The sequence below is a fragment of the Arthrobacter sp. D1-29 genome (assembly GCF_054130585.1).
Genome location: NZ_CP096383.1, coordinates 272,811 through 298,827 on the forward strand (window position 1 = coordinate 272,811; position 26,017 = coordinate 298,827).

The 26,017-nt window shown below is 65.6% G+C and carries 27 protein-coding genes; 15 read left to right on the top strand and 12 right to left on the bottom strand.

What is annotated here, in order from left to right; genetic code table 11:
- The first annotated feature begins 165 nt into the window (after nt 1-165).
- The gene (locus M1E17_RS01300) at nt 166-954 is read left to right on the top strand and encodes an IclR family transcriptional regulator (protein ID WP_457964898.1); all 789 of its coding nucleotides are present in this window, start codon (nt 166-168) and stop codon (nt 952-954) included.
- Nucleotides 955-990: 36 nt separating this feature from the next.
- On the opposite strand, the gene M1E17_RS01305 is transcribed toward M1E17_RS01300, so the two are convergent.
- The 5 genes from M1E17_RS01305 to M1E17_RS01325 all read right to left on the bottom strand — a co-directional run bounded on the left by M1E17_RS01305 (nt 991) and on the right by M1E17_RS01325 (nt 5,398).
- Nucleotides 991-1,800, bottom strand: a complete 810-nt coding sequence (locus tag M1E17_RS01305; RefSeq protein WP_457964900.1) for an IclR family transcriptional regulator — start codon at nt 1,798-1,800, stop codon at nt 991-993.
- Nucleotides 1,801-1,896: 96 nt separating this feature from the next.
- Nucleotides 1,897-2,649 carry a cyclase family protein gene (locus M1E17_RS01310; protein WP_457964902.1) on the bottom strand — a complete coding sequence of 251 codons (753 nt, stop codon included), beginning with the start codon at nt 2,647-2,649 and terminating at the stop codon, nt 1,897-1,899.
- Complete coding sequence (locus M1E17_RS01315) at nt 2,646-3,095, bottom strand: hypothetical protein (RefSeq protein ID WP_457964903.1); 450 nt, start codon at nt 3,093-3,095, stop codon at nt 2,646-2,648. The genes M1E17_RS01310 and M1E17_RS01315 overlap by 4 nt, the downstream gene beginning before the upstream one ends.
- Before the next feature lie 112 nt (nt 3,096-3,207).
- On the bottom strand, nt 3,208-4,662 hold the full coding sequence (locus M1E17_RS01320; RefSeq protein WP_457964904.1) for an amidase: 1,455 nt from the start codon (nt 4,660-4,662) through the stop codon (nt 3,208-3,210).
- Nucleotides 4,655-5,398: a Type 1 glutamine amidotransferase-like domain-containing protein gene (locus M1E17_RS01325; RefSeq protein ID WP_457964906.1), complete on the bottom strand. Its 744-nt coding sequence runs from the start codon at nt 5,396-5,398 to the stop codon at nt 4,655-4,657. Before M1E17_RS01325 ends, M1E17_RS01320 begins: the two co-directional genes overlap by 8 nt.
- A 110-nt stretch (nt 5,399-5,508) precedes the next feature.
- On the opposite strand from M1E17_RS01325, the gene M1E17_RS01330 reads away from it, so the two are divergent.
- The 3 genes from M1E17_RS01330 to M1E17_RS01340 all read left to right on the top strand — a co-directional run bounded on the left by M1E17_RS01330 (nt 5,509) and on the right by M1E17_RS01340 (nt 7,160).
- Nucleotides 5,509-5,835, top strand: coding sequence for a rhodanese-like domain-containing protein (locus tag M1E17_RS01330; protein ID WP_457964908.1), 327 nt, complete (start codon nt 5,509-5,511; stop codon nt 5,833-5,835).
- A 40-nt stretch (nt 5,836-5,875) separates the two neighbouring features.
- Nucleotides 5,876-6,859, top strand: coding sequence for a prephenate dehydratase (gene pheA / locus M1E17_RS01335; protein WP_457964910.1), 984 nt, complete (start codon nt 5,876-5,878; stop codon nt 6,857-6,859).
- 91 nt (nt 6,860-6,950) lie between these two features.
- Nucleotides 6,951-7,160: a hypothetical protein gene (locus tag M1E17_RS01340; RefSeq protein WP_267277282.1), complete on the top strand. Its 210-nt coding sequence runs from the start codon at nt 6,951-6,953 to the stop codon at nt 7,158-7,160.
- Between the two features lie 85 nt (nt 7,161-7,245).
- Here the strand turns inward: M1E17_RS01340 and M1E17_RS01345 are convergent, their stop codons facing one another.
- Entirely contained in the window at nt 7,246-8,307 is a 1,062-nt protein-coding gene (locus M1E17_RS01345; RefSeq protein WP_457964912.1) for a diacylglycerol/lipid kinase family protein, read from the bottom strand.
- An 88-nt stretch (nt 8,308-8,395) separates the two neighbouring features.
- Between M1E17_RS01345 and serS the strand changes: the two genes are divergently transcribed.
- From serS to M1E17_RS01365, 4 genes are all read left to right on the top strand, one after another.
- A complete protein-coding gene (serS, locus tag M1E17_RS01350; protein ID WP_457964913.1) occupies nt 8,396-9,676 on the top strand; it encodes a serine--tRNA ligase in 1,281 nt (426 codons plus the stop codon).
- Nucleotides 9,677-9,874: 198 nt separating this feature from the next.
- Nucleotides 9,875-10,735, top strand: coding sequence for an HAD family hydrolase (locus tag M1E17_RS01355; RefSeq protein ID WP_457964915.1), 861 nt, complete (start codon nt 9,875-9,877; stop codon nt 10,733-10,735).
- 31 nt (nt 10,736-10,766) lie between these two features.
- On the top strand, nt 10,767-11,639 hold the full coding sequence (locus M1E17_RS01360) for a helix-turn-helix domain-containing protein (RefSeq protein WP_457964916.1): 873 nt from the start codon (nt 10,767-10,769) through the stop codon (nt 11,637-11,639).
- 122 nt (nt 11,640-11,761) lie between these two features.
- Nucleotides 11,762-12,154: a DUF1761 domain-containing protein gene (locus M1E17_RS01365; protein WP_457964918.1), complete on the top strand. Its 393-nt coding sequence runs from the start codon at nt 11,762-11,764 to the stop codon at nt 12,152-12,154.
- A gap of 18 nt (nt 12,155-12,172) precedes the next feature.
- On the opposite strand, the gene M1E17_RS01370 is transcribed toward M1E17_RS01365, so the two are convergent.
- Genes M1E17_RS01370 through M1E17_RS01380 form a run of 3 tightly spaced genes read right to left on the bottom strand, consistent with a single transcriptional unit; the run spans nt 12,173 to nt 14,201 of the window.
- Entirely contained in the window at nt 12,173-12,772 is a 600-nt protein-coding gene (locus M1E17_RS01370; RefSeq protein ID WP_457964920.1) for a hypothetical protein, read from the bottom strand.
- A gap of 48 nt (nt 12,773-12,820) precedes the next feature.
- Nucleotides 12,821-13,537: a hypothetical protein gene (locus M1E17_RS01375; RefSeq protein WP_457964922.1), complete on the bottom strand. Its 717-nt coding sequence runs from the start codon at nt 13,535-13,537 to the stop codon at nt 12,821-12,823.
- The gene (locus M1E17_RS01380; RefSeq protein ID WP_457964923.1) at nt 13,530-14,201 is read right to left on the bottom strand and encodes a hypothetical protein; all 672 of its coding nucleotides are present in this window, start codon (nt 14,199-14,201) and stop codon (nt 13,530-13,532) included. The genes M1E17_RS01375 and M1E17_RS01380 overlap by 8 nt, the downstream gene beginning before the upstream one ends.
- A gap of 227 nt (nt 14,202-14,428) precedes the next feature.
- On the opposite strand from M1E17_RS01380, the gene M1E17_RS01385 reads away from it, so the two are divergent.
- Entirely contained in the window at nt 14,429-16,855 is a 2,427-nt protein-coding gene (locus M1E17_RS01385; RefSeq protein ID WP_457964925.1) for a phosphoketolase family protein, read from the top strand.
- A 76-nt stretch (nt 16,856-16,931) separates the two neighbouring features.
- Here M1E17_RS01385 and M1E17_RS01390 read toward each other — a convergent pair whose 3' ends face one another.
- Nucleotides 16,932-17,684: a DUF429 domain-containing protein gene (locus M1E17_RS01390; RefSeq protein ID WP_457964927.1), complete on the bottom strand. Its 753-nt coding sequence runs from the start codon at nt 17,682-17,684 to the stop codon at nt 16,932-16,934.
- 226 nt (nt 17,685-17,910) lie between these two features.
- Here M1E17_RS01390 and M1E17_RS01395 point away from each other — a divergent pair, with 226 nt between their 5' ends.
- The gene (locus tag M1E17_RS01395) at nt 17,911-18,741 is read left to right on the top strand and encodes an alpha/beta fold hydrolase (RefSeq protein WP_457964929.1); all 831 of its coding nucleotides are present in this window, start codon (nt 17,911-17,913) and stop codon (nt 18,739-18,741) included.
- Between the two features lie 74 nt (nt 18,742-18,815).
- On the opposite strand, the gene M1E17_RS01400 is transcribed toward M1E17_RS01395, so the two are convergent.
- Both M1E17_RS01400 and M1E17_RS01405 read right to left on the bottom strand, forming a co-directional pair.
- A complete protein-coding gene (locus M1E17_RS01400; RefSeq protein WP_457964930.1) occupies nt 18,816-20,141 on the bottom strand; it encodes a carboxylesterase family protein in 1,326 nt (441 codons plus the stop codon).
- Nucleotides 20,142-20,363: 222 nt separating this feature from the next.
- Entirely contained in the window at nt 20,364-20,852 is a 489-nt protein-coding gene (locus M1E17_RS01405; RefSeq protein WP_066287853.1) for an inorganic diphosphatase, read from the bottom strand.
- 289 nt (nt 20,853-21,141) lie between these two features.
- On the opposite strand from M1E17_RS01405, the gene dacB reads away from it, so the two are divergent.
- From dacB to hpt, 5 genes are all read left to right on the top strand, one after another.
- On the top strand, nt 21,142-22,530 hold the full coding sequence (dacB, locus tag M1E17_RS01410; protein ID WP_457967931.1) for a D-alanyl-D-alanine carboxypeptidase/D-alanyl-D-alanine endopeptidase: 1,389 nt from the start codon (nt 21,142-21,144) through the stop codon (nt 22,528-22,530).
- Between the two features lie 101 nt (nt 22,531-22,631).
- Nucleotides 22,632-23,018: a DUF7793 family protein gene (locus tag M1E17_RS01415; protein ID WP_457964931.1), complete on the top strand. Its 387-nt coding sequence runs from the start codon at nt 22,632-22,634 to the stop codon at nt 23,016-23,018.
- Nucleotides 23,019-23,111: 93 nt separating this feature from the next.
- Nucleotides 23,112-24,242 carry a zinc-dependent metalloprotease gene (locus M1E17_RS01420; RefSeq protein WP_457964933.1) on the top strand — a complete coding sequence of 377 codons (1,131 nt, stop codon included), beginning with the start codon at nt 23,112-23,114 and terminating at the stop codon, nt 24,240-24,242.
- Nucleotides 24,243-24,335: 93 nt separating this feature from the next.
- Entirely contained in the window at nt 24,336-25,397 is a 1,062-nt protein-coding gene (tilS, locus tag M1E17_RS01425) for a tRNA lysidine(34) synthetase TilS (protein ID WP_457967933.1), read from the top strand.
- A gap of 30 nt (nt 25,398-25,427) precedes the next feature.
- Nucleotides 25,428-25,979, top strand: coding sequence for a hypoxanthine phosphoribosyltransferase (gene hpt / locus M1E17_RS01430; RefSeq protein WP_009358389.1), 552 nt, complete (start codon nt 25,428-25,430; stop codon nt 25,977-25,979).
- Nucleotides 25,980-26,017 lie beyond the last annotated feature (38 nt).

Below are 26,017 nucleotides of genomic sequence, written 5' to 3' on the forward strand. Positions count from 1 at the left end.
CTCTTTAATTCTGCTCCCCGCACGTTACGAATGGGTTAAAAACCTTGATCCATTTGCTGGCCGCCGCCGGCCTTTCCGCTGGAACCCTTGTGCAAGAATTGGTGGCGCCGCAAGAATTGGGGCCAAGAAGAATTGGGCCTCGTCCGGCCGTCAGGAGCAGCACCCATGGAATCCTCCGAAGCCTCATCCCTGGCCCAGGGCCTTCGGATCGTGAGGGTGGTGGCGGACAGGGAAAAGTGGGGCCGGCCGCTGTACGGCGTGACCCAGATAGCTGCCGATCTCGGCCTGGACCGGAGCCGCGTTTCCCGGCTCACCCAAGAGCTGTGTGATCTCCGCCTGCTGGAAAGGGTGGAACGCGGGCCCTTCCGGCCAGGGTCCGCCTTTTTCGCGTTGGCGGCTTCCCTCAACACTGGATGGGCCCACGATTCCAGGGCGGAGCTCCAGCGGATCGAGGCATCGTTGGGGCTGCCGGGGAAGCTCTCCGTGCTGGACGGCGCCCGGGTCATCCTGGTCCGTTCCTCCGCCGGGCACGGGGCCCTGGCAGGGTCCATCCACCCGGGCATGGTGACCCCCGTCTGGTGTACCGGTTCCGGCCGGGCGCTGCTGTGGGACCACACTGCCCAGGGCATCGCCGAGGTACTGGATGACGTCGAGTTCATCGGCGTGGGAGGACCCCAGGCGGCGCATTCAGCAGCCGAAGTAGCAGCCCTGATGGAACGCGACCATCCACGCGGTTGCGTCTACGCCGTGGAGGAGTTCGAACACGGTGTCCACGAAATTGCCGTCCCCATCAGGAGCCCGGAAGGGCGGATCGTTGCGTCACTGTGCGTCTACGGCGGCCGCGACGAGTTCGACGGGCGGCTTGAGGAGATCCGGACCGGGCTGGAAGAGTCTGCCCGGACGTTGTCTGCCGCCTCATCTGCCCAAGGGCCGCCGTCGTCCTCTGAGGCCTAGAACCTCGGCTGGGCGGCGCCTGAGCGTCGTAGGGCGCTAGCTGCCTGTCCTGCTTTCCGTGACGGGCTGATCCAAATTGCCGCTGTCCGATTCGCCGCGCAGGGCAGCCTCCAGCCAATGCCCCCACTCCACGGCGGCTGCCGCGCACTCGGTGCGCCGGCCCTCCAATCGCGTTTTCGGCCCCACCACCTGCAGCGCGGCCACCACTTCGCCACGGAAGTCACGCACCGGAACGGCGATGGAAAACAGGCCCGGCTCGGCTTCCTCGTCAACCACGGAATACCCGCGGGACCGCGCCTGCTCCAGCCGCCCCATAAAGTCGTCGACACTGGCGGGGGTGTTGGGCCCATGCCTGACAAACTCAGTGTTGGCGAAGACCGTGCGGACCTCCTGCTCTGAGGCGTCCCACAGCAGGGCCTGGCCGGCGTCACTGCAGTACGCCGGGTATGGCCGGCCGATCCAGGAGCCGATCATCCTGCTGGCCGCCGGGACGCGCTCGCCGATGGTGACAGTGGAATCGCCCTGCAGGACGCCCAGGAAGCACCCCTCGTTGGTCGCCGCAACAAGGCCTTCCAGGGCCGTCAGCCCGTCGGTCCGCAGCCGCTGCTCGGTGATGGCTTGCGCGTCCGCGTAGAGTCCCCAATGCAGTGCGTAGGCCCGGCGCTCGCCGCGGATGAGGAAGTCCTCCTGTTGGGCCACCTTGAGCCCACGGGAAACCTGGCTGCGGTCCCGGCCGAGGTCCGCGGCGACGTCGGCAACGGTTGCGCCGGGTTCCCCGGCCTCCTGCCGTGCAGCCACAGCGAACACAACCTTCATTCCGCGGCCCATGCTGGAGTTTTTTGGCATGCCCCCGAGTCTAGTCAACAGCCGACGCCGCCAGCCGCGGTTGCCGGCTGTATTTGCCGGATGTAGCCGCCAGCCGCCGTCGCCCTCTCTTGCCGTCTAGAAGATGGCGAAGACCCGGGCAGGAAAGCCGCTGCCGCCCTGGGGCTTGGGCCAGGTGGCCACCACTACGGCGCCAGCCTCAGGCAGCCCCGCCAGGCTGGCCATCAATTCGATCTGCCACCGGCCCTGCGCCAGGATGTAGGTCTCCAGGCTGAAATCCTGCCGGGACGTGGACTGGCCGGGATCGGTGTCCGTCTGCTCATGGCCGATGGCTCGGACTGCCCGGTCCTCCACCAGAAATTCCAGAACCTCCCTGGACCACCCTGGCGCGTGGCTCACGCCGTCGGCGTCCCGGTTGGCCATGGCATCCACATCGGGCCACCGGTCCGACCACCCGGTGCGCAGAGCCACAAAAGCATTGGCGGGGATCCGGCCGTTCCTGCTTTCCCAGGCGGCAACATCGTCCAAAGAGGGGGTGGCGTCCGGGTTCTCACGGACCCGTGCGCTGATATCCAGCACGACGAGGGGGAGCAGCATCTCCTCGACAGGAATGTTGTCCAGCGTGGTGCCATCGGCAACGAAGTGCGACGGCGGGTCCACATGGGTGCCCCACTGGCCCACTATGGAGTACCGGTGGACCGTAAAGCCGTCACCGCGTCCCATGTCGAACAGCGGTTCCCGGACCTCGTCCGGGAATGCGGGAAAGTGCGGCTGGCCGGGATGGAATGCGTGCGTAAGGTCCACAAAAGTGCGGTCAGCCAAAAGCCCGCTGAGCCCGCTCCAGAGACTGAGTTCGAGCTGCTGGCTCATGCCATCACCTTTTCCTGGCGGTCAGCGGTGCGCCCGGTGGAGATGCTTACCGGGTCGGAAATCTCCAGCACAGGGACCTCCCAGGGGTGGATGTCCATGATGGTCTGAATCAGGTTTTCCACGGCGGCCGCCGGCATCCCGGCATCAAAGTAGCTCGTGAGCACAAAGGTGGGGGATACGGAGCTGCCGCCGACGGAACCCAGCGTGGGGTTCGCGCCGGGAGCAACAGTGAAGCCCTCGAAGCCGAAGCTCGATTCGAAGACGTGGCGGTAGATGCCAAAGTCACCAAGCTCGGGCTTTTCCGCCAGTGCGGCCAGCAGCAGGGCCAGGCTGGGATCCTCTTCAAAGACGCGGACGTCACCCGCGGTGAGGCGGGCGAGGGTTGCCCCGTTCACTGGCCAGTGCACCCGCAACTTCCGCACGCGCTTCATGCCAAAAATATCCATTGTTGCTCCTCTGTGACCGCTGCAGGCAGGCGGGACTGTCGTTCGTCCTCCTATCGTGACAGAGGTCACTGAGCATTAGAAGCACATCAATATGCTGATTATGCACACGTCGTTAGAATCCCAGCTGCGCAGCCACCTGAAGCAGGAGACCTTCGGATCCCATGGGCCCCACCAGTTGGATGCCCATCGGCAGGCCCTGCCCGGGGCGGCCGTCGGTCCAGTGCACCGGGATGGTGATCGCGGGCAGCCCGCACACGTTCACCATGGAAGACCAGGGCGCGAATTCGCACTGCTTCCTGTAGTCGCCGTCGGCGTCGCCTGCCCACTCCGCTGCGGGCCACCGCTCGTCGCCGTGGGCCGCACCCGTAAACCAGCCCACCGGACGCGGCGTCTGCGCCAGCGCCGGCATCAGCATCAGGTCCCATTGCGCGTACTGTACGACGGTGTCCCGCTGGAACTGGCGCAGGAATGCCAGTGATTCGTTGAGCTTTGCGGCGCTGCGCTGCTGCGCCCGCCGCCTGAAGGCCCTGGTGAGGGGCGCCAGCAGCGCCTCCCGGTGCGGGCTGATCCTCGCAGTCCCGACGGCGGCCGTCCAGGCCGTGGTGAAGGCGTCCGGATACCGGTTGTCGTACCGGACGGAAGCCTCCATAACGCTGTGCCCGGCCTTTTCCAGCAGCTTTGTGCCGGCCTGCAGTGCATCGAGTGCTTCCTCCTCCACCGTGAACGGAAAGGTGGTGGACCACGGGCTGTCCAGGGTCACGCCGATCCGCAGCCGGGCGGGTTCCTGGCTTACCTGGTCCAGGTAACTGGTGTGCTGTTGGGGTGCCAGCGCGTCCAGCAGGAGCGCGGCATCCTCCGCGCTCGTGGCCAGGGGACCCGCCACCACCAGCCGCGCCGGATCGCCCGAACTCTCGCCGGACCCCACCAGCCCGCGGCCCGGCTTTAGCCCCACCAGCCCGCAGGCAGCCGCCGGGATGCGGACGGAACCTCCACCGTCGGTCCCGGGCGCAAAGGGGAGGAGGCCGGCGGCAACCGCTGCAGCGCTTCCGCCTGAAGAACCGCCGGAACTCCGGCTGGGGGCGTGGGGATTGCGCGACGGCGGCGCGATCCGGTTTTCGCTGTAGGCAGTGAGTCCGAACTCGGGAACCTGGGTCTTACCGAGCGAGATGACTCCCGCGGACCTCAGGACGCTCACCAGGGCGCCATCGGTGAGGGCGGGTTTGTGGTCCAGGGCGGCACTGCCGTGCGTAGTCACCACACCCGCCACATCCGTCAGGTCCTTGAAGGCCAGGGGCATTCCGTGGAGCAGTGGAAGGCCTTCACCGTCCCGGCTGCTGAGCGGCTGCGTCCCTCTCCCGGTCCCGCCTCGGAACCGGGTGAAACGGGCGTCGGCAGCGGCGGCCTCGGCCATGGCCTGGTCGGCCGTGACTGTGACAAAGGCGCCCAGCAGCCTGTTTTGGGACTCAATCCGTGCCAGGTAGTGGGCGGCGGCGTCCCTGGCGGAAAGGTCTCCGCCACGCAGCGCGGCGCTCAGCCGGACCGCGGACAGTTCATGGATCTCAGCCAAGGAAGCGCGGTTCCAGTCGCAGCTCCGAGGCGGCAGGCCCGCGGCCGTCTGTGTCCTGTGCCGTGACGATGTAGGCACCCTTGCCCCGGACTTCCGTTACCGCCTCCACCAGTTCAGTGCCGTGGTAAACCAAGCCCACGCCGTCGTCCGTGCAGTGGGTTTCGCCCAGTGTGCCGTCCGCCACAAGCTGGTGCACCAAGGGGCGGCGGCGTTCCTCGGAATCGTAGTGGACGCCGTTGGCATAGGGGAGGAACGCCAGGCCGTTGTTCACTGCGCGAAGCTCAGGCCCAAACGAGTCCGTGGTGCCGCCCTGGAACCAGCAGATGGATCCGGCAGAGACTCCTGCCAGCACCACTCCCTGCTGCCACGCCCGGTGCAGGATCCGGTCCAGTTCATGGGCACGCCACACAGCCAGCAGGTTCACTACCGATCCGCCGTTCACCCACACCACGTCCTGCTCGAGGAGATGGGCCTCGGGTTCCGCCTGATTCGGCATTGAAAAAAGGTTCAGGTGGCTGAAATCGAAGCCGGCCAGCCGGGCTGCCTCATCAAGCTCCGCACTCAGCCAGCGCTGGTCCCCTGATGCTGTGCCGAGGTGGGTCACCCGCGGCGCCCGTCCACTGACACCGGAAAGCTCGACGGCGTGATGCACCAGGGCGTTGAACTCCAGCCGCGTGCGGGATCCGGGCTGGTAGCCCCCGGACGTGGCCAGAATGGTGGGTTGATCGGCGGTCATGGGTCCTCCTGGGGTCAGGAAAAGCGTAACGTGTCCTGCTTTTCCCGGGTCCGTCAGCGGCTGGCGTTAGGCTGGGAAGAGATCATGATTTCTGCGAAAGAGGGACTCCCGTGAGCGATTTCGATACTGTGCCAGTCAACGACGTGCCCGCCGACGCCGTGATCCTGGATGTCCGCGAAGACTATGAATGGGTGGCCGGACATGCCGACGGCGCCGTCCACATCCCACTGGAGCAGCTTCCGGTCCGGCTGGAGGAACTGGATCCCGACCAGGACCTGTACGTCATCTGCCGTACGGGCGGGCGCTCCTTCCGGGCCGCGCAATGGCTGACCGGCCAGGGCTACACGGCCATCAACGTGTCCGGCGGGATGGACCAGTGGCTCGAATCGGGGAAACCGCTCGTGTCCGACAACGGCCTGAAGCCCCTGGTCCTCTAATCCCTTCACGCTTCCATCCATCACTACAAAGGAATACTTAATGCCGGCCTCCCCTGTGACCTATACCTTCCTTGGGCCGGAAGGCACGTTCACCGAGGCAGCACTCATGCAGGTGCCGGGCGCAGCAGAGGCAACCCGCATTCCTGCATCGAACGTTAATGCAGCTTTGGACAAGGTCCGTGACGGATCTGCGGACGCCGCCATGGTCCCTATCGAGAATTCGGTAGAGGGCGGGGTAACAGCCACCCTTGACGCCATCGCCAGCGGGCAGGAACTCCGCATCATCCGGGAAGTGCTGGTGCCCATCAGCTTTGTGCTGGTTGCCAGGCCCGGCCTTGCCATCTCCGAGCTCCGGCGGATTTCCACCCATGGGCATGCCTGGGCACAGTGCCGGTTATGGGTGGACCAGAACATCCCCGGTGCAGAATACGTTCCCGGCTCGTCCACCGCGGCGTCTGCGATGGGCCTGCTTGAGGACCACCCGCACTACGAGGCCGCGATCTGCGCACCTATCGTGGCCCAGGAACAACCCGGCCTGAACGTCCTGGCCGAGAACATCGGCGACAACCCCGGCGCCGTCACCCGCTTCGTCCTGGTCAGCCGGCCAGGTGTCCTTCCGGAACGCACCGGGGCGGACAAAACAACGGTGGTGGTCCCGCTGCCGGAGGACCGCCCCGGTGCCCTGATGGAAATCCTGGACCAGTTCGCCACCCGCGGCGTAAACCTCAGCCGGATTGAATCCCGTCCCACCGGACAGTACCTTGGCCACTATTTCTTCAGCATCGATGCCGACGGCCACATTGGCGACGCACGCGTGGCTGACGCCCTGGCTGGCCTCCACCGCATCAGTCCGGCTACCCGCTTTCTGGGCTCCTACGGGCGTGCTGATGCCCAGAGCGCCTACGTGGCCCCCCACACCTCCGACGATGCATTCCGGGCAGCACATGAATGGGTGGAAGCAATTCTCCAAGGGGAATCGGTCGCCCCGAAAGCGTTTCCGGAGCTTCGCCCAGAGCGTAGATAAATGCCGTCCCGGGTACTTCCGTGAGCCCCCTACTGTGCGTATGCTTGCTTGATCCACATTGGGGGATGGCCCCTAACGAAGGGAGCGGGTCATGACTACCGGCAGCACTGACAACGACGGCCAGGGAATGATTGTTAATCCCAAGCCCACCGCCGACAACCAGGACTGGGACGGCGACGAAGCAGACCGCGCTGACCGCCTGCGCTTCGAAGAGGAGCAGGCTATGATCCGTGAGCAGTCCGAAGCACGGGCCGCCGCCAAAGCCGCGGCTGAAGCCGCCGCGAAGAAGGCCAGCGCCTAACTTGGTATCAGTCGTTCTGTATCTATAGCAGGCTGTTTCATCAAAAGCGACGTTGATGCGCCGGCTGACTCACGGCAGCCGTTGACTATGGCAGCTGGTGACCCTTGACCCGGACCAGGAGCGATCTGGGTTCCACCCGAACGGTGAGCTTTGTGGCTTCCCCGGAAGTATCGCCGTCGAGCTGGGTGGGCATTGGCTCTGGGCATTTGATCACAACTTTCCCGGAGCGGTACATGGTCATGATCGGCAGGTTCCCCTTGTGCTTGAAAATGATCTTGCCGTACATGGCCAACCAGCCAATGGCGCTGCGCGGGCTCATGACCACCACGTCCAGCATCCCGTCGTCGATCATGGCCTGGGGAATGAAATCGATGCCGCCGGGAACCAGCCCGCAGTTGGCAAACAGGACACTGCGGATATTCCTGACTTGCTCGGCGCTGTCATCCAGGGAAATGGAGACTTTCTTGCGCCGGCCCGGCAAATGCCGCATCCCGGCCTCGGTGTAGGCGAGCCAGCCCACCGCCTTCTTAAGGCCGTCGTTCGTGTCGGCTAGCACCTCCGCATCCATCCCGATGCCTGCAATCACCAGAAAGGCGTGCTCGGACGAGTGGCCGGTCCGCGAGTTCTCGATCCCCATCCTGGCGGTATCGATGTAGCGCTGCCGGCCGAACAGGGCCGTCTGCACGTTCGCATGGAGGTCGTTGACGTCCAGGTCCACGTTCCTGGCCAGGAGGTTTCCCGTTCCCAGCGGGATGAGGCCCATGGCCACATCCGTATGCGCGAGGGATTCAGCCACCACCCGCACAGTGCCGTCCCCGCCGCCCACCAGGACGACGTCGGGCTTGCAGTCCAGCGCTGACTGGACTTGCGAGAATCCGGGATCCTGGATGGTGGTCTCGAAAAACAGCGGCGGCTCCCAGCCTGCCGCGAAGCAGGCACGCTCGATCGCGGCTTTGGCCTCGGAGGACCGGGCCTTGATGGGATTCAGGACCACTGCCACGCGCTGTTGGGCCAGGCCCGATTCGTGGGCGTCCTCGCCCACGGCGCTCCTGACATGCAGGGCCTTGAGCTTGCGCACGCCCCACCAGCTGGACACGGCGAACGCCAGTGCCACCGCACTGAGGAGGTAAAGCAGCAGGTCGCTCATGGTCCTTCAACACTATCCCGGCGGCGGTGCCCGCGTTTCCGGCTCCTGCTGGCCGACTTGCTGCCGCCGGATTGGTTACTCTTGTCTGGTGATCGACGTAAAAGACCTCAGTGAAAACCCGGACAAGTTCCGTGCCAGCCAGCGCGCCCGCGGTGCGGACGAATCAGTGGTGGACGCGATCATCTCCGCAGACTCAGCGCGGCGTGCAGCCCTCATCCGCTTTGAGAACCTCCGGGCCGAGCAGAACGCCTTTGGCAAGAAAGTGGCCCAGGCCAAGGGAGACGAGAAGAAGGCCCTCCTGGCCGAGGTCAAGGAACTGGCCAACACTGTCAAAGCTGCGTCGGCGGAGGCTGACGCTGCGCAGGTTAAGCAGGACGAACTGTTGCGTGCCATCCCCAACGTCATCGAGGACGGCGTTCCGGAAGGCGGCGAGGATGACTACGTTGTGCTCAAGACCGTCGGAACGCCCCGCGAATTCCCCGACTTCGAACCGAAGGACCACCTACAGATCGGTGAGCTGATCGGCGCCATCGATATGGAGCGCGGTGCCAAGGTCTCGGGCTCACGCTTTTATTTCCTCCGCGGTGTGGGGGCCCGGCTGGAGATGGCACTGCTGCAGATGGCCATGGACCAGGCCATCGAGGCAGGCTTTATCCCGATGATCACGCCCACGCTGGTGCGCCCGGAAACCATGCAGGGCACGGGCTTTGACGTCAAGCACGACGCCGAGATCTACCGGCTCGCCGAGGACGACCTTTACCTCGTGGGAACCTCCGAGGTGGCCCTGGCTGGCTACCACGCAGATGAGATCCTGGACCTGTCGGCCGGCCCCATCCGGTTCGCAGGGCAGAGCTCCTGCTACCGCCGCGAAGCCGGATCCCACGGGAAGGACACCCGCGGCATCATCCGGGTCCACCAGTTCAACAAGGTGGAAATGTTCATCTACACCACCGTTGAAGAAGCCGCTGCGGAGCACCAGCGCCTCCTGGCCTGGGAGGAAGAGATGCTTGCCAAGTGCGAGATTCCCTACCGCGTGATCGACACCGCTGCCGGTGACCTGGGCATGTCCGCAGCCCGTAAATTCGACTGCGAAGCCTGGGTCCCCACACAAGGCGCCTACCGCGAGCTGACCTCCACCTCCAACTGCACCACGTTCCAGGCGCGCCGCCTGAACATCCGGGAGCGTGTGGTGAACGACGAAGGCGTAGCCAAGGGCACCCGGGCCGTCGCCACCCTGAACGGCACCCTGGCCACAACCCGGTGGATCGTTGCCATCCTGGAGCACCACCAGAACGCCGACGGCTCCGTCAACGTCCCCGCAGCCCTGCAGAAGTACCTGGGCGGCCTGGAAGTCCTCCCGGTCCTGTAGTTTCCCGCACGAATCCTGCCCTGGTTCGCGGATCCGAACCTTCATGGCTCGGATCCGCGAACAAGCCCAGGACAAACCGAATCGGCCGCCCAGGTTAACACTCACACCGGGGATAACCCTGTGAGTATTTACCGCGATTTCATCTGACCTGTGGCGTGCATCCTAGCGAGCGCGGCGGCGGTCTGCTCTACTAGATGGATGACGACACTGACTGAAACCTCAGTCGCCGGCAACGATGACCGGCGAGAGAACAAAAACACAAAAACATCCAACGCGCTCATGATCGCCCTGGACGTTGACGGGACACTCGTAGACCACGACGGCCACATGTCCGCAGGCGTCCGTGAGGCCGCACAGGCTGTGGTGGGCGCAGGGCACGAGGTCATGATTGCCACGGGCCGTTCACTGAATGCGGCCCTGCCCATCATTGAGCAGATCGGCATCGACCGCGGCTACGCAGTTTGCTGCAACGGCGGCGTGACTCTCCGCCTCGATCCGGCGCTGCCAGATGGCTACAAGGTCATTCACAAGGCAACCTTCGATCCCGCCCCGGCCCTGCGTGCGCTGCGCGAACAGCTGCCATCCGCCAAGTACGCCCTGGAGGACGAGGACGGCAACTTCCTCTCCACCGAGCGGTTCCAGGACCCAAGTTTCGGCGTAGAGGCCGTCGGCGTGGACTTCCACACGATGCTGGAATCCACGGCCGTCCGCGTGGTGGTGTTCAGCACGGAGAACACGCCCGAAGAATTCAACCAGGCCATCAAGCACGTCGGGCTGGCGGGAGTCACCTACTCGGTGGGATGGACCGCCTGGCTTGATATCGCTGCCGCCGGCGTGACAAAAGCCAGCGCCCTGGAGCGACTTCGAAGCCGCCTGAACATTGAATCCCACCGGACCGTAGCCATCGGCGACGGCCGGAACGATATCGAGATGCTTGCCTGGGCCGGCCGAGGCGTGGCCATGGGCCAGGCGCCCGAGGAAGTCATCGCCGCAGCGGACGAAGTCACGCACTCGGTGTTCGACGACGGCGCCGCCCACGTCCTCCGCAGCCTGATCTAGCGCCAAAGACCGGATCCGGACCAGGGAAGCCGTGCTCTACGAGGAGTCCCCGGCGCCGGCCGCGCTTCGGCCCTTCGTCACCGGCTTCTGGCTGATCCGTGCCCGGCCGGTGGCGCGTTACGAGAAAATCCTCCCGGGCCCGTCGGCACACCTGGTCCTGAACCTTTCGGACCCTTACCGGCTGATCGATCCCGACCGGCCGGCAGGCGAGGCAGCCGGAGCCGAAGTCTCCACCGGCTTCTACTCGGGACTGCAGCGCGGATTCCTCATCAGCGAGAATCCACCGCAGCTGTTCAACGTCGGGGCCGTCCTTTCGCCTTTCGGCGTGGCCGCGTTCACGGAGCAGCCACCAGCCACCCTCAACAGCCGGGTGACAGATGCAGACACGATCTTTCCTGGGTTCAGTGCACTGCGCAGCCGGCTCCTCAGCACGGAAGGCCCGACGCCGGACCGCGCCTTCGCGGCGCTCGAATCCTTTCTCACGGCCAGGCTCCGCCCTGGTTACCGGCAGGACCAAAGGTCCGCAGCCGCCGTCGGGCTTCTTGCCGAAGAGGATATTCCGGTGGCGGAACTCTCCAAGCGGCTTGGGATGAGCGACTCCACCCTGGAGCGCATCATCATGCGTGACTGCGGCATCACAGCGAAGGGGTTCTCAGACGTCTGCCGCTTCCACCGCTTTGTCACCGCGGCAGCGGGGTTGCCGCCGGGGGCTGCGGCCGGGAAGGATCTCCTGGCACTCGCCGATTACTACGACCAGCCGCACCTGGTCCGGGCCTTCCGGCGGTTTGCCGGCTTCACGCCGTCGGAATACCTGGCGATTGTCCGGCAGCACGGCGCCGAGTATGCCACCTTCGTGCCGGTGGAGGACGTCCCGGCCGTTCGTTCCGGGACCGTACGCAGCTAAATCTGAACGCCCCCTGGCTGCGCTGCCTGTGATTTGTGGTGCCTGTGATTGCGGGTTTTGTACAAGACCACGGCCGCCGGGGCCGCTAGCCTCAGGGCATCACGTTCTGAAAGGCGGACCCGATGGATCTGGAGATCAACTGGCTGGCGGTGCTGCTCGCTGCTCTGGCCAGTTTTGTGGTGGGCGGGCTGTGGTACTCGCTCTTGTTTGCCAAGCCGTGGCAGCGGGAGGCAGGCGTCACCGATGAGCAGCTAAGGCATGGAACAGCCAGGGTTTTCGCCGGTTCCTTCCTGCTCGCCCTGGTCATGGCCGTTGCGCTCGCAGCGTTCATCGGCAACGGCGGGGCAGGTTTTGGAACCCTGGCGGGACTGGCTGCGGGCGTCGCCTGGGTGGCTGCAGCGCTTGGCGTGAACTACCTGTTCGAGCGGCGCAGCCTTGTCCTCTTTGCGATTAATGCCAGCTACAACGTGGTGGCGTTTACGGCCATGGGAGCCATCATCGGCGCCTTGCAATAGGTATCAATGCAATAGGAGTCAGCGCACCTCGAGGATCAGCGCCAGCAGACGGGCCGCGGCGGGGCGGGCAGCATGTTCCTCGTTCCACTGCGCCCTGGCCACAGCCTTGCTGACAGCCTGGGTGGTGATCCCCAATTCCTGGGCGACAGCCTTCTGCTGGCCCCGGACACCGGGGGTCATGAGGTCCAGGACGCGCCATTCAGCGCCGGACCTGCCGCGGACAATGTGGCCCAATAACCGGAGCACGGATTCAGCCTCGCGGGCCAGATCGGACAGCGGGCCTTCCACAGCCACCGGGATACGGTCCTTGCCGTTTCGGAGGCGGTCCACGGCACGGCGCGCGTAGATCAGGCTGTGCCCCGAGGCGTCCCTGATCAGGTTGGGCAGCGGTTCATTGACAGGCCCTGCACCAATTCCCACGTACCAGGTGCCGCAGCGCAGGGCGATCAGTGCAGCCTCCACCGCCTGGTGCGGGCAGTCCACGATGCCCTGCACCTCGTCCTCCACGGACCGGTCAAAGTCGAGGCGCGCCGGAATGTGCCGCAGTTCCCTGAGTAACTGCGGCACCCGGTCACCATCGCGCCGGCTGTCCGTTTGATTGATGGTCAGCGTGAACATTCTGGGTACACCCTACCCGGTGATTCCCATCACGGAAGTGCCCCGGATTCAGGCCTGGTCAAGCCTGACGGCCGAGTTGATCTGAACCGGCGGCAATGCCTTGGGCACCGCAGACCCGGCCGTTAGCAGGCCTGATTCCGCCATGGCGTGCTGGATCTCCGCAACCAGCCTGTCCGGGATGCGCGACATGCTGAACGTGAAGAATCCCTGCCCAGGTGCCTCGGGGCCAGCCGTCTGGCCGGTACTTCCTGCCGTCCCGATAACCGAGGGTATGCCGCGGAACATCACCGCAAACCGTCCGCTTACCCCCAGCCGAACTTTGCTCTTCTTATCCAGGGTTTTGAGCAGGCCATCCGCCTCCACGCCGGCCGGGGCCTGGACGGTCCGCAGCGATGTTGGGTCGATGTCATGCCAGAAGATGGCGTGGGCAGTCTGCTTCTGGGCGTACCCGTACAAGAGCCCGCGGTCGAACACCAGCACGCGCCGGAAGCTCCAGAACAAGGTCATGGACCACAGGACCAGCCCGGTGAGGACGCTCGAAGTCACAAAAAGCGGGACATCGGAGAAAAGGCCAGGGGCTCGCTGCGATGAGGAGTTGCCGGTGAACTCGGCGATGGTGCCGTAAATGAATCCGACCGCCACAAGGACGGGCAGCCACTTCCAGGCGATATGCCAGGAAAGTTCGCTGTGCCGCAGCCGGCCCAGCCTGTCTCCATAGAGCCGCTCGGCCCGGCGGACCAGCCAGGTTCTCCCTGCGTCAGCCACGCGGGCCTCTTTGTTGGTAGGGGCCAGGCTGGTTGAGGCCTTGTTCGTGAGGGCCGGGTTGGTTGAGCTCGTAAAGGCCCGGAAGCTGGGAGTGCCTGGCCGCAGCTTCCTCGGCTGCGGCCCGGGCCACGTCCGGGCGGATGGGTGGTGGCGGTACGGGAAATCGCCGGTCAATCGTCAGGTGGCGGGCTCTGGGACTGTCCCCGGAGGGGCTCGAGCCTCCGGCGGCTGCAAGGAGTATGAGCAGGATGACAATGGGAAAGAGCACCATCCTGGAAAACATGACCCATCCTGCTCGCCAAAATCCCGGGCGTTCACCGCCGCCCATCCGCACCAGGACCGTAGTTGTAGCCAGCGACCCGAGGGAAAGTCCGCGGGCGCAGCAGAACCCGTACAACCAGGGCGCCGCCATCCAGACAATGATGGCTGCGGCCGCCGTCCGGCCTGCTGTCCCCGTCACGGACGTTGCGGCAGTGGCAGACGCCACCGCCGCCATGATGGCGATGAGGCCAAAGTCCACGGCCCAGGCGCCGAACACCTGCCAACCGGTCGCTTCCACCACCGGACGGCCGTTCCTCAAGTATTTTGTCCGTTTGCATGCACTGTGGATGAGTGCAGGATCTGCGTCGGCTCCCGTTTCTGCCACCCCTTGGGCCTTCATCACGGTGTCCCCCTTCCTGCCCCCGAATCAACCCTAAGAACTTACCCGTTCCCGAACCCTGCCGCGATGGGCAGTCCAGCCCACCGGCGGCAGTCGAGCCACCGGAGCCGGCCGCCCAAAACTGCCAGGGATCAGGCCCGAAGGTTGCCAGTCCGGCCGTCATCTGTTGCGATGGAGGATCGGCTGCCTGGGCTATACACCCAGGGAGCAGGCACGACGTGAGGATAGTTATGGCCAGCAGCACCGGACAGGACGAACTGGAGCACGTAGACCGCTGGTGGCGGGCGGCCAACTACCTTTCGGTGGGCCAGATCTACCTGCGCTCCAACCCCTTGCTGCGGGAACGGCTCACGGCAGAGGACACCAAATCTCGCCTGCTGGGCCACTGGGGCACCACTCCGGGCCTGAACTTCGTGTACGCCCACCTGAACCGGGTCATACGCAGGGATTCCCAGGAGATGCTCTTTGTTGCCGGACCCGGGCATGGCGGGCCAGCTGTGGTCGCAAACGCGTGGCTGGAAGGCACTTATTCAGAGATCTACGGCCACGTGGGCAATGACGAGGCCGGGATGGCTGAACTCTTCCGCCAGTTCTCCTACCCGGGAGGCATCCCCAGCCACGCTGCGCCGGAAAGCCCCGGATCCATCAGCGAAGGCGGCGAGCTGGGTTATGCGCTGGCCCATGCGTACGGCTCGGTGTTCGACAACCCCCAGCTGATCACCGCCGTCGTGATTGGCGACGGCGAGGCCGAAACCGGTCCGCTGGCAGCGAGCTGGCATTCGCACAACTTTTTGGACCCGGCGGCGGATGGTGCCGTACTGCCCATCCTGCATCTGAACGGGTACAAGATCGCCAATCCCACCATCCTCGCCCGGATGCCCGAAGAACAGCTGGAACAGCTGCTGCGGGGCTACGGCCACGAGCCCTACTTCGTCACGGTGGACCACCCGGACGCCACGGAGAAGGCGCACCGGGACTTCGCCGCGGCGCTGGACCAGTGCCTGGCGGACATCCGCGCCGTCCAGGACGTGCACCGGGCGCCGGACAATTTGGACGCAGCCAAGCAGTACGCAGCCAAGCAGTACGCGGCCAACCAGGACCCGGGGGAGGACGGCGCGCCGCGGTGGCCCATGATCGTCCTGCGCTCGCCAAAGGGCTGGACGGGGCCGCGCACCGTGGACGGGGTGCAGGTTGAGGGCACGTGGCGCAGCCACCAGGTCCCGCTGTCCGAAATCCGCACCAATCCGGCCCACCTGGACCAGTTGGGGGAGTGGCTGCAGTCCTACCGTCCGGAAGAACTGTTCGACGGCGACGGCCGGCTCCGGCCCGACATCGCGGAAGGCGCGCCCACCGGAGATTTCCGGATGAGTGCCACGCCGCATGCGAACGGCGGGCTCCTCCGCAGGGCCTTGACGCTCCCGCCCTACCGGGACCACGCCGTCGAGGTTGCCCGGCCGGGGACGGAACGGGTCAGCCCCATGATTACGCTGGGTTCGTGGATGCGTGATGTCATCTCGCTGAATATGGAGAACTTCCGGCTCTTCGGCCCTGACGAGACGGCGTCCAACCGGCTGCAGAACGTCTACGAAGTGACGGACAAGGTGTGGCAGTACCGGATTGACGACGTCGACGAGCACCTTGCACGGTCCGGCCGGGTGATGGAGGTGCTCAGCGAGCACCTGTGCCAGGGGTGGCTGGAGGGCTACCTCCTGACCGGCCGGCACGGAGTCTTCAGCTGCTACGAGGCGTTCATCCACATCGTGGACTCTATGTTCAACCAGCACGCCAAGTGGCTGAAGGTGCACCGCAAACTGCCGTGGCGGCAGCCCGTTGCATCCCTGAACTACCTGCTTTCGTCGCATGTCTGGCAGCAGGACCACAACGGGTTCTCGCACCAGGACCCGGGCTTCATTGACCACGCGGTGAACAAAAAGGCCGAGGTCATCCGGGTGTACCTGCCGCCGGACGTGAACACCCTGCTGTCCGTTATGGAGCACTGCCTGGCTTCAACGGACTACGTGAATATTGTGGTCAGCGGCAAGCAGCCCTCTCCCGCTTGGCTGGGGCCTGCGGACGCTGCCAATCACTGCCGCCGCGGGCTGGGGATCTGGACGTTCGCCGGGTCCGAGATCCCAGGCGAGGAGCCCGACGTCGTCCTTGCCTGCGCGGGGGACGTGCCCACCGTGGAGACCGTGGCCGCTGCGGAGCTTCTCAAGGAAGGTGCGCCGGGGCTGAAAGTCCGGGTAGTCAACGTGGTGGACCTGATGCGGCTGCAGGACTCCAGCGAGCACCCGCATGGCCTCCCGGCACGCGACTTCGACGGAATTTTCACCGCAGACAAACCGATCATCTTCGCCTACCACGGCTACCCTGCGCTGATCCACCGGCTGGCCTACCGCCGCACCAACCAGGACGGCCTGCATGTGCGCGGCTATAAGGAGGAGGGCACCACCACCACGCCGTTTGATATGGCCATGCTGAATGGGATAGACCGGTTCCAGCTGGCCATCGACGCGATCGACCGCGTCCCGGGGTTGGCCGAGAAGCACTCACTGCTGCGGCAGGACCTCCAGGACCGGCGGATGCGGGCCTTTGAACATACAAGGACCCACGGCGAGGACCCTGAGGAGATCCGCAACTGGTCGCTAGGCACCTGACCCCTCCCCTCCGAGTTTTTGTCCATTTGTGGCGACTTCCACCCCTCTCAGCTCGCCGCAACTGGACAAAAATTCGTCAGTCACACAGATCGGCGGGCTGGCCTGACGGCAGATGGATCCAGCCCTCTGTCAGTGCTGCCGCGGCATGGGTTCCTGGCGGCCCGAGGGTCTGCTTCTGGATGACGGCGCGTGCGGTCAAAGAGGCGATCACTGCGTCAAAGAGGTCGTCGGACGCGGCCAGCCGCCCTTCGTGTCCTGCCAGGTCCAGCCAAGGCGCGGCAGCCTGCAGCTGATCCAGGATCACGCCAAGCCGTTCTGCCTCCGGCGCGCCCCGGCCCTTGTAGCCGCGGGCCAAGAGGCCCCAAACCTTCAGGGATGCAGCAGGATAGACCTCCGCCAGGCGGCCGGACCCGTCCCGCGCCTGGGGCCCGTACTCAGCGGCGATCCTCGCCTGGATCACGGCGCACCTCATGGCCGGATGGGCGAGCCGGTCGGCAGAGACGCTGAGCGGAATCAGCCCGGTGTGTCCCGTAACGAAGCGGTCCGTGTCCCGGTAGGCCAGCAGCCGCCGTCCCTCGATGCCATCGTGGTCAAGGACGGGACCGGCGTCGAAATTCAGGTGTCCTGCGAGGAACGGCAGGAAAGCGTCCGGCCAGCCAACCGGGCAGTCGATGCCGGTCATGGAGCTGCTCCCGAAGAGATCCACTATCTCCCGGTCATCCACACCCAGGGCAAGGTGCTCCAGGCGGGCAGAACCGGCGGTCCATACCAGGACCGCCACCCCCGTCTTCCTAGCCGCCGCCGCAAGATCGACGCCCAGTGTCTTCATACCGCCGGCACTCTTCGGTGCAACGGGCCGTTGCATGGGCCACTGCTGCTGGCTTTCAGAGAGGACATGTAGTTGACTTTACGCCCGGCTGATCCGTGCCAGCTTGGGGTACGGGCCTGATTTCGGGGACGGGATGCTGGACGCTCCGTGACACGCGGAAGGAGTTCTGAAACGCTGGTCGGCGGAGGACCGATCGGCGGTCCGACGCCCGGAGGGAACCGTACGCATGCCATGGCTTGATGTGCTCGGCAACGACATCCATTACACCGACGCGAGCCACGGCCAGCCCGTGGTCCTGCTGCATGGCCACGCGTCCGCAGCGGCGTGCTGGGAACCGATCAGTGCGGAACTGGAGCGGGACTTCCGGGTACTGGCCTACGACACCTACGACCACGGCTGGTCCTCGAACTCGCCGCGGCAGGGACCGCTGGTTGACCGGGCGGCTGAGCTTGAGCACTTCATCGGTTCACTCGCCCTGAAGAGCCCGATTATCGTGGGGCAGTCCATGGGTGGCATGACCACCCTGCGCTGGGCGGTCCGCCATCCGGGGGAAGCGGCGGCCCTGGTCATCTGCGGCATGGGCTGGCCGCTGGTGGTGCCGCCGCCCGGGCAACCCGGCCAGGCGGAAAAGTTTGAGGTGTTCAGCTCGCTCGACGCCGACGAGCGGATCTGGCTCGGTGTGGGGAACTCCTTCACGGAGGAGTGGATCGCTGCCAACCCGCTCGACTACGCCCGCTACATCCGGTTCCGGTCCACGGCAGCCGCGATCGAAGCGGCGCGTCATCCGCGCAGCCTGGAGGCAAGCCAGGGAGAGTTCCTCAGCGCCGCTGCCGGGGACGTTGACGCATTCCAGCGCGGACTGGAATCGATCACCAGCCCCCTGCTGGTCATCATTGGCGACGCCGAAAGGCCGCGCATCCGCCGCGGCGCCGAACACGTCGCCGCCACGGTTCCCGGCAGCCGCCTCCTCGTCGTGGAGAACGCTGGCCACAACGCCTACTTCCAGCGGCAGGACCTTCTGGTGGAGGCGATCCGAAACGCGGCCGCCGGCACCTGATATCTGCCTGAGTTTTTGTCCATTTGTGGCGACTTTGAGCGTCTGAAGTCGCCACAAATGGACAAAAATTCCATCTATGCCGACCGGTAGTGGAGTGCGCCGGGGATGCCGCCTGATTCGCCCAGGTCTTCCCCACGGGCAAAAGTGGCCCACAGGCTGCGCAGTTCCCGCCCGACGGCGTCGACCTCCTCCCAGGTGGAGCCGGAAAGCAGGCCGGCAGCTGCCCATGTCCCCTGATTGCCGAACAGCAGCGGCAGGTCAACAGTATGAGCGGCCCGAAAGTAATTCCCCGGAGCGCCCCAGGAGATCACATAGCTGTGGGCCTTGCCGCGGGCGCGCGCGTGACGCCGGGCGAACTTCCGCGCCGCCCGGCCGTACACGGCCTCCGTCACTGCCCAATTGATGGCTACGACGGCGGCCCCGCCGATGCCGGGGACATTGCCGAGCCTGCGCACCACGGGATTGCGGGGAAGGAAAAGCCGCGCTTCGTCCGCCGTATGCCCGATCAGCACCTCGATATGCGGGGCCGTGGCATCCCAGGCTGCCTCAATGTCGGCTTCCGGCGGCAGCGGGGCGTGCCCGTACTGGGTTCCGAACGGCATGGCTGCCATCAGGCCGTACTTCCGTGCCACCTGCGAGACGCGGTCCTCGACAGCCACCACGTCCATAGCGGGCGTCTCCTCCGTAACGGCTTCGGCCGCGATGCCCATCGCATGATTCATCTTTTCGCGCCCACGGGAGATGCCCAGGGGTGCACTCTGGATAATGGCGCGCTGGAAAAGGGAAGGCGCTTCCGGTGATGCCATCAGGTGGGCAATCGCGTCCCCGCCGGCAGACTGACCGAACGCCGTCACCCTTCCCGGGTCACCGCCGAACGCTGCGATATTGCGCTGCACCCAACGGAACGCCTCAAGCTGGTCGAGCAGTCCCAGGTTGGCGGGCCTGCCTGAATGCGTAGCCAGAAAGCCAAACAGCCCCAGCCGGTAGCTCACGGCAACGACAATCACGCGGTTCTCGGCGACCAGCACGGCGGGGTCGAAGATGGCCAGGTCCCCTGATCCGGTGGTGTAGGAACCTCCGTGGATCCAGACCATGACCGGCAGCCGTTCGCCTGCACCAATGTCGGCCGGCATGGTGATGGAGAGGTTCTGGCAGTCTTCGCTGCCCGGGAGTTCGCCGTACCGCGTGCCCAGGATGTCATCGAGGAAAGGCACAGGGCCCTGCGGGCAGGCGGGTGCGGGGGAGGTGGCCGCAAATATCCCGGACCGGTCCGGCACAGGAATCGGGGGCTGGAAGCGGCCCGCCGTGGCGTACGGGATTCCCGTTGCGCGCACAACATCGCCGTCCCGCCAGCCGGTGACCGGACCGCAGGGAGGATCAAAAGAAAGCTCCGAATTCACAGGACAACAATTCCACAAATTCAGGCGGAGTTTTTGTCCAGATGCGGCGACCTCAGACGAGCGAAGTCGCTACAAATGGACAAAAACTCCAAGAGGAGGCGACGACGGCGGGTGCCCGGCTCTCGCGAACCGGGCACCCGCCGTCGGACTGCTCAGCGGTGGTGGGCCCACGCCGTCAGGGTTCCCTGACCGAGCGAAGCGAGGTGAGGGGGACGGTGGGGATTAGTGAGCGGCCGGAACGTAACGCTTGATGGAGGCTTCCAGCTCGGCTTCGGCGGCGGCGCGGTCGCCCCAGCCCTCGGCCTTGACCCACTTGCCCGGCTCCAGGTCCTTGTAACGTGTGAAGAAGTGCTCGATTTCCTTGATCAGGAATTCGCTGACGTCGCTGACTTCCTGGATGTGGTCAAAGCGGGCGTCAACCGGGACGCACAGGACCTTGGCGTCTCCGCCGCCGTCGTCGGTCATGTTGAAGACGCCGATGGGGCGGGATTCAACGATGACGCCCGGGAGCAGATCGAAGTCCTGCAGGAGCACCAGTGCATCCAGCGGGTCGCCGTCTTCGCCCAGGGTGTTCTCAAAGAAACCGTAGTGCGTGGGGTACTGCATGGAGGTGAAGAGGACGCGGTCCAGGCGGACCCGGCCGGTCTCGTGGTCGACTTCGTACTTGACGCGGGATCCCTTGGGGATCTCGATGGTGACGTCGTGCTTCATGGAATGCTCCTCGGCAATTGCAGGGGGTTCGCGGCACAGATGACGAGCAGCCAAAAGGAGTGTCGGTGCCGCCGACTACTATTGAGGATATAGCGAGAGGCCCGGGTTTCAGGAACTGGCGGGGAAATTTCAGGACTTGAGGACCAGCACCAACATGAAGGAAACATTGCGTCCCGCAGGGTTCAGGGCGGCGTTCCAGGGCGGCTTTCAGGCCACACCAAGGCGCATAGCAACGGGTGTGGCCGCCTGTCTCCGCCACACGTGGCCGGTTGGTCTGCTCCTGGCGCTGATGGTGGCGCTGGCCGTGCCCGCTGCCCTGGTGGTTGCCCCCGGCTTTATCGGACCGGAACCCCCCGCGGCGCCCCCGGCTGCTCCCGCCTGGCAGCAGGCTCCTGCAACGCTTTCGGCCCGGCAGGGCCTGTCCCCGCTGAACGAAACCGCGCCGGTGCCAGTGCCGTCGGCCGTCGCCGCGCAGCTGGAGCCACTGTTGAAGGCCGACGGCGGCGGCACCTTTACCGGCCTGGTCCAGGATGCGCTGACCGGCCAGGTCCTTTTCGACCGCGGCGGTTCCGACAACCGGATCCCCGCCTCCAACATGAAGCTGCTCACCGCCGTCGCTGCCCTGCGGGCTATGGGGCCTGAACACCGGTTCAGCACCACCGTCGAGGCAGGTCCTTCGGCAGGCCAGGTGGTGCTCAGGGGCGGCGGCGATGTCCTCCTGGGAGCCGGCCAGTCGGACCCGGACCAGGTGATGGGCCGTGCAGGGCTCGCCTCGCTGGCGGCATCAACAGTGGCTGCGCTTCAGGAGAACGGAACCACGGGGGAGCTGACGGTCCTGGTGGACGATTCCCTCTTCAACGGTCCGGCGCTGAACCCGGCATGGGAAAAGGGTGATGTGGAGGCCGGCGAGCTGGCCCCGCTTTACCCGCTGGCCATGAATTCGGCCCGCTTCAGCGCCGGCGTGACCACAGGTCCGCGCCCCCAGGATTCCGCGCTCACTACGGCTGAGGCGTTCGCCGGGCAGCTTAAAGCGGCAGGTGCCGCTGCGGGGATAACTGTGTTCGACGGCGTCCAACGCGTCACTTCTTCGGCGCCGCCAGGGCAGGCTGAAGTCCTGGCGGAAGAGCAGTCCGCCACAGTAAGCCAGCAGGTGGACCTGATGCTGCAGACCTCGGACAACTACCTCGCGGAAATATTGGGCAGGATGTCCGCCGTGGCAGCCGGGCAGCCAGGCAGTCACGACGCCGCCACTGCTGCGGTCCGCACCCAGCTCGGGGAATTGGGTATCCCCACGGACCCCATGAGGCTGGCCGACGTATGCGGGCTGGCGCTGGGCAACCAGGTCTCCGCCCGCCAGTTCGCCGAGGTGGTGCGGGCCATCACCTCCGGCACGGACACGAGGCTGCGCGCGGCGCTGGCCGGCTTCCCCGTGGCCGGCCTGACAGGAACGCTTGACGCCCGTTACGGAGATGATTCCACTGCGCGCGGAGCCGGGCTGGTGCGGGCCAAAACGGGAACGCTGAACTCGGTGATCGCACTCAGCGGCTACGTAGTGGACGCTGACGGCCGGCTGCTGGTCTTCTCCTTTATTGGCAACGGGCTCACCCCCGGCGCCGCCGGCAATAAGGAAGCGCTGGACCGCGCAGCCACAGCGCTTGCGGCCTGCGGCTGCCGTTAGGACCCGGTTTTCCGCTGCAGCAGCGCCGCGGGGGTGCGGTGCTCCCGGGCGTGAGCGGTGAAGGGATAGGATGTGCACAGCCGAGAGGAAATGGGGGAGCAGTGGAACCGATCGTGGTTGAAGGCGGCAAGGGCACCGTTGCCCTGGGAGCCGATGATGTTATCCACCTTGTCTGGAATCAAAGCACCAAAATCGAAGCTGTGGATGCCCAGGCCGCCATGGCGGCAGTCAATCAGGCCGGTAACGGGTCCGAATATCCCATGCTGGTGGACATGGCCACCACCGAGTCCGTGAGCCGCCAGGCCCGTGGCGTTTTCTCCATCCCGTGTGCGGCCAACCGCATTGCCCTGCTGGGATCAAGCCCTGTTGACCGGGTTCTGGCCAACTTCTTTCTCAGCATGCATGTTCCGCCCTGCCCCACCCGTTTCTTCACGTCCAGGCCCGAAGCCATGGCCTGGCTGCTCGAGGGGTCTCCGTCACGTAGCTGAACTGGGAATGTAAGCCGGGAATCCCGGCTGCCCGCGCTCGCCCGTCAGCGAACTTAAGGCCGATCCGGCCCCGGCTGTGATCTGATGGGAAGTATGGAGTCCACTGCACGTGATTCGTCACCGGCGTCATCCACCCCGGCCCAGGCCCTGATCAACTGGGATCTCGCAGCGTCCACCGCTGCCCGGCTTGCTTCCGCCGGCCCGGTGCTTAACTCGGCGGAAATTGGTGATGCCGTGGACAGCCTCCGGCACCTCGCGGACGCCTCCGTTCCGCACGTACACGAGATCACGGGCCTGGAAGCTGCCCGGGACCTCCGCGATTCATCGGTCCTGGTGGTGGACCGCGCCAACTGGGCCAAAGCCAACACCCAGAGCTTCGCAGTGATGCTCAAACCGGCCATGGAAAAGATGCTGGAAAGCCGCCGCGGCTCCATCAGCCCGGCGGCGGCCAGCGTCAGCGGCGCCATCACCGGCAGCCAACTGGGAGCAGTCCTGGCTTTCCTTTCCAGCAAGGTCCTGGGCCAGTACGATCCCTTCGCGGCGCTGGCTGAGGGGTCCAACGCTCCCGCCGGCGGCCGGCTGCTGCTGGTTGTCCCCAACATCGTCTCCGTGGAGCGCGAGCTCAATGTCACGCCGGAGGATTTCCGGCTCTGGGTCTGCCTCCATGAACAGACTCACCGGGTGCAGTTCGCGGCCGCGCCCTGGCTCCGGCACCACATGCTGCAGGAAATCGACAACCTCAGCGGCCACCTGCTCGGCAACGTGGACTCCCTGATGGAGCGCGCCTCCGCCGCCGCACGCTCACTGAAGGACCGGACGGCTGCCGGCAACGCCCCGGGCCGCGGCGCCATCCTGGACCTGCTGCAGAATCCGGAGGAAAAGGCATCGCTGTCGCACCTGACGGCAGTGATGAGCCTGCTGGAAGGCCACGCCAATGTGGTGATGGATGCAGTTGATGCCAGCATTGTGCCGTCCGTGAAGACCATCCGGCAGCGCTTTAATGACCGTGGCAAGGACCGCGGTGTCATCGAGAAGTTCATCCGTAACCTGCTGGGCCTGGATGCCAAGATGCGTCAATATTCCGACGGCGCCAAGTTTGTCCGCGCGGTGGTGGAAGTTGCAGGGATGGAGGGCTTCAACAGGGTCTGGGAATCCGCTGACCATCTCCCCACCGAGCCCGAAATCCATGACGCCAAGCTGTGGCTTGACCGGATGGGCCTCTAATTGCCCCAGCTTCCTGTTGGCCCACGCAGTGGCCCACCGATCGGACGACGCCGGCCCGGCAGGCTTGCTCCCGTCGTGGGCAAGGCACGCACCATGGTCCGGGACGCCCTGGAGCAGGCCGGCTACCCGCGCCACGTTCTGGTGGCCTGCAGCGGTGGCCCGGATTCCCTGGCGCTGGCGTCGGTGGCTGCCTACTTTGCCCGCCGCGGCCACGTTGACGGGCACCCCCTGACGGTCGGGGCGGTGGTGGTGGACCACCAGCTGCAGCATGGCTCGGCGCAGGTGGCCGCGGAGGCCGCGGACGTTTTGAAGGAGCTGGGCCTGTCCCCGGTGGAAGTCCGGACCGTCAATGTGGCCAGCGCCGGAATGGGGCCGGAGGCGGCCGCCAGGGCTGCCCGCCATGCCGCGTTGGAGGATGCCGCAGCTGAGCAGGGCGCCGCGGCCATCCTGCTCGGGCATACCCTGGATGACCAGGCCGAGCAGGTCCTGCTGGGCCTGGCCCGCGGCTCCGGCACCAGGTCATTGGCGGGTATGAGGCCTGCCCGCGGGATCCTGCTCCGGCCTTTCCTGGGGCTCCGGCGTGCGGATACCCTCCAGATCTGTGAGGTTGAGGAACTGCAGCCCTGGCACGATCCCAGCAATGCGGATCCGGCTTTTGCCCGTTCCCGGACCCGGGTGGAAGTCCTGCCCCTCCTGGAGGAAAAGCTGGGGCCGGGCGTCGCCGAGTCGCTGGCGCGGACAGCCTCCATCCTCCAGTTGGACGCCGATTATCTTGAAGACGTGGCGGAACGCACTTTTTCGGAACTGGTGGTGCGTTCCGGTACGGAACTGAGCCTTCCGGAGGAGGCGCTGGCGGACCTTGCCCCGGCCATCAGGTTCCGGGTTATCGCCAAGGCGGCCGCCGACGTCGGGGGTCAACAACCCAGCTACCAGCGCCTCCTGGCGGCTGAGGGACTCCTCCGCCGGCAGGGCTCCGCGGGTCCGGTGGAGCTCGCCGGCGGGGTGAATGTCTTCCGGCTGTCGCTGGCCGAGTTGGACGCAGCAGGCCGCAGCGCTGAGGCCGGCAGGCAGCCCGACGGCGGTGCTCCCGTTCCCCGCGAAGGGGCCCGCTGTGGGAAGCTAGTATTCCGGCCTCAAAAACCGCCCCAAAAATAGTCGCACCCCGCATCTACACAGGAGCCATTGGTGGATTCAAACGACGTCCAGGCAGACCTCAAGCACGTTCTCTACACCAAGGAACAGATCCAGCAGCGGATCACCGAGCTCGCTGCACAGATTGACAAAGACTACGAGGGCCGCGAAATCCTCATCGTGGGGGTCCTCAAGGGGGCGGTGATGGTCATGGCGGACCTCGCCCGCGCACTCCACAGCCACATCTCCATGGACTGGATGGCTGTTTCCTCCTACGGCTCTGGCACCCAGTCCTCAGGGGTTGTCCGCATCCTCAAGGACCTGGACACCGACCTCATGGGCAAGGACGTCCTGATCGTCGAAGACATCATCGACTCCGGCCTCACGCTGTCCTGGCTGAAGACCAACCTGGAGTCCCGCGGCACCGCGTCGGTGGAAATCTGCACCGCCTTCCGCAAGCCCACCGCCGCCAAGGTGGAGATTGACGTCAAGTACGTTGGCTTCGACATCCCCAACGAATTTGTGGTGGGCTACGGCCTGGACTACGCCGAGAAGTACCGCAACCTGGACTTCGTGGGAACCCTGGCGCCGCACGTTTACGAGTAATCCCGTCTGGCACAGGAGTTCGTTGACCTGACCTCTGG

Coding starts and splice junctions, on each gene's coding strand:
- M1E17_RS01300 (WP_457964898.1), top strand. CDS start 166: ATGGAATCCTCCGAAGCCTCATCCCTGGCCCAGGGCCTTCGGATCGTG.
- M1E17_RS01305 (WP_457964900.1), bottom strand. CDS start 1,800: ATGCCAAAAAACTCCAGCATGGGCCGCGGAATGAAGGTTGTGTTCGCT.
- M1E17_RS01310 (WP_457964902.1), bottom strand. CDS start 2,649: ATGAGCCAGCAGCTCGAACTCAGTCTCTGGAGCGGGCTCAGCGGGCTT.
- M1E17_RS01315 (WP_457964903.1), bottom strand. CDS start 3,095: ATGGATATTTTTGGCATGAAGCGCGTGCGGAAGTTGCGGGTGCACTGG.
- M1E17_RS01325 (WP_457964906.1), bottom strand. CDS start 5,398: ATGACCGCCGATCAACCCACCATTCTGGCCACGTCCGGGGGCTACCAG.
- pheA (WP_457964910.1), top strand. CDS start 5,876: ATGCCGGCCTCCCCTGTGACCTATACCTTCCTTGGGCCGGAAGGCACG.
- M1E17_RS01340 (WP_267277282.1), top strand. CDS start 6,951: ATGACTACCGGCAGCACTGACAACGACGGCCAGGGAATGATTGTTAAT.
- M1E17_RS01345 (WP_457964912.1), bottom strand. CDS start 8,307: ATGAGCGACCTGCTGCTTTACCTCCTCAGTGCGGTGGCACTGGCGTTC.
- M1E17_RS01355 (WP_457964915.1), top strand. CDS start 9,875: ATGACGACACTGACTGAAACCTCAGTCGCCGGCAACGATGACCGGCGA.
- M1E17_RS01365 (WP_457964918.1), top strand. CDS start 11,762: ATGGATCTGGAGATCAACTGGCTGGCGGTGCTGCTCGCTGCTCTGGCC.
- M1E17_RS01370 (WP_457964920.1), bottom strand. CDS start 12,772: ATGTTCACGCTGACCATCAATCAAACGGACAGCCGGCGCGATGGTGAC.
- M1E17_RS01385 (WP_457964925.1), top strand. CDS start 14,429: ATGGCCAGCAGCACCGGACAGGACGAACTGGAGCACGTAGACCGCTGG.
- M1E17_RS01390 (WP_457964927.1), bottom strand. CDS start 17,684: ATGAAGACACTGGGCGTCGATCTTGCGGCGGCGGCTAGGAAGACGGGG.
- M1E17_RS01395 (WP_457964929.1), top strand. CDS start 17,911: ATGCCATGGCTTGATGTGCTCGGCAACGACATCCATTACACCGACGCG.
- M1E17_RS01405 (WP_066287853.1), bottom strand. CDS start 20,852: ATGAAGCACGACGTCACCATCGAGATCCCCAAGGGATCCCGCGTCAAG.
- dacB (WP_457967931.1), top strand. CDS start 21,142: ATGGTGGCGCTGGCCGTGCCCGCTGCCCTGGTGGTTGCCCCCGGCTTT.
- M1E17_RS01420 (WP_457964933.1), top strand. CDS start 23,112: ATGGAGTCCACTGCACGTGATTCGTCACCGGCGTCATCCACCCCGGCC.
- tilS (WP_457967933.1), top strand. CDS start 24,336: ATGGTCCGGGACGCCCTGGAGCAGGCCGGCTACCCGCGCCACGTTCTG.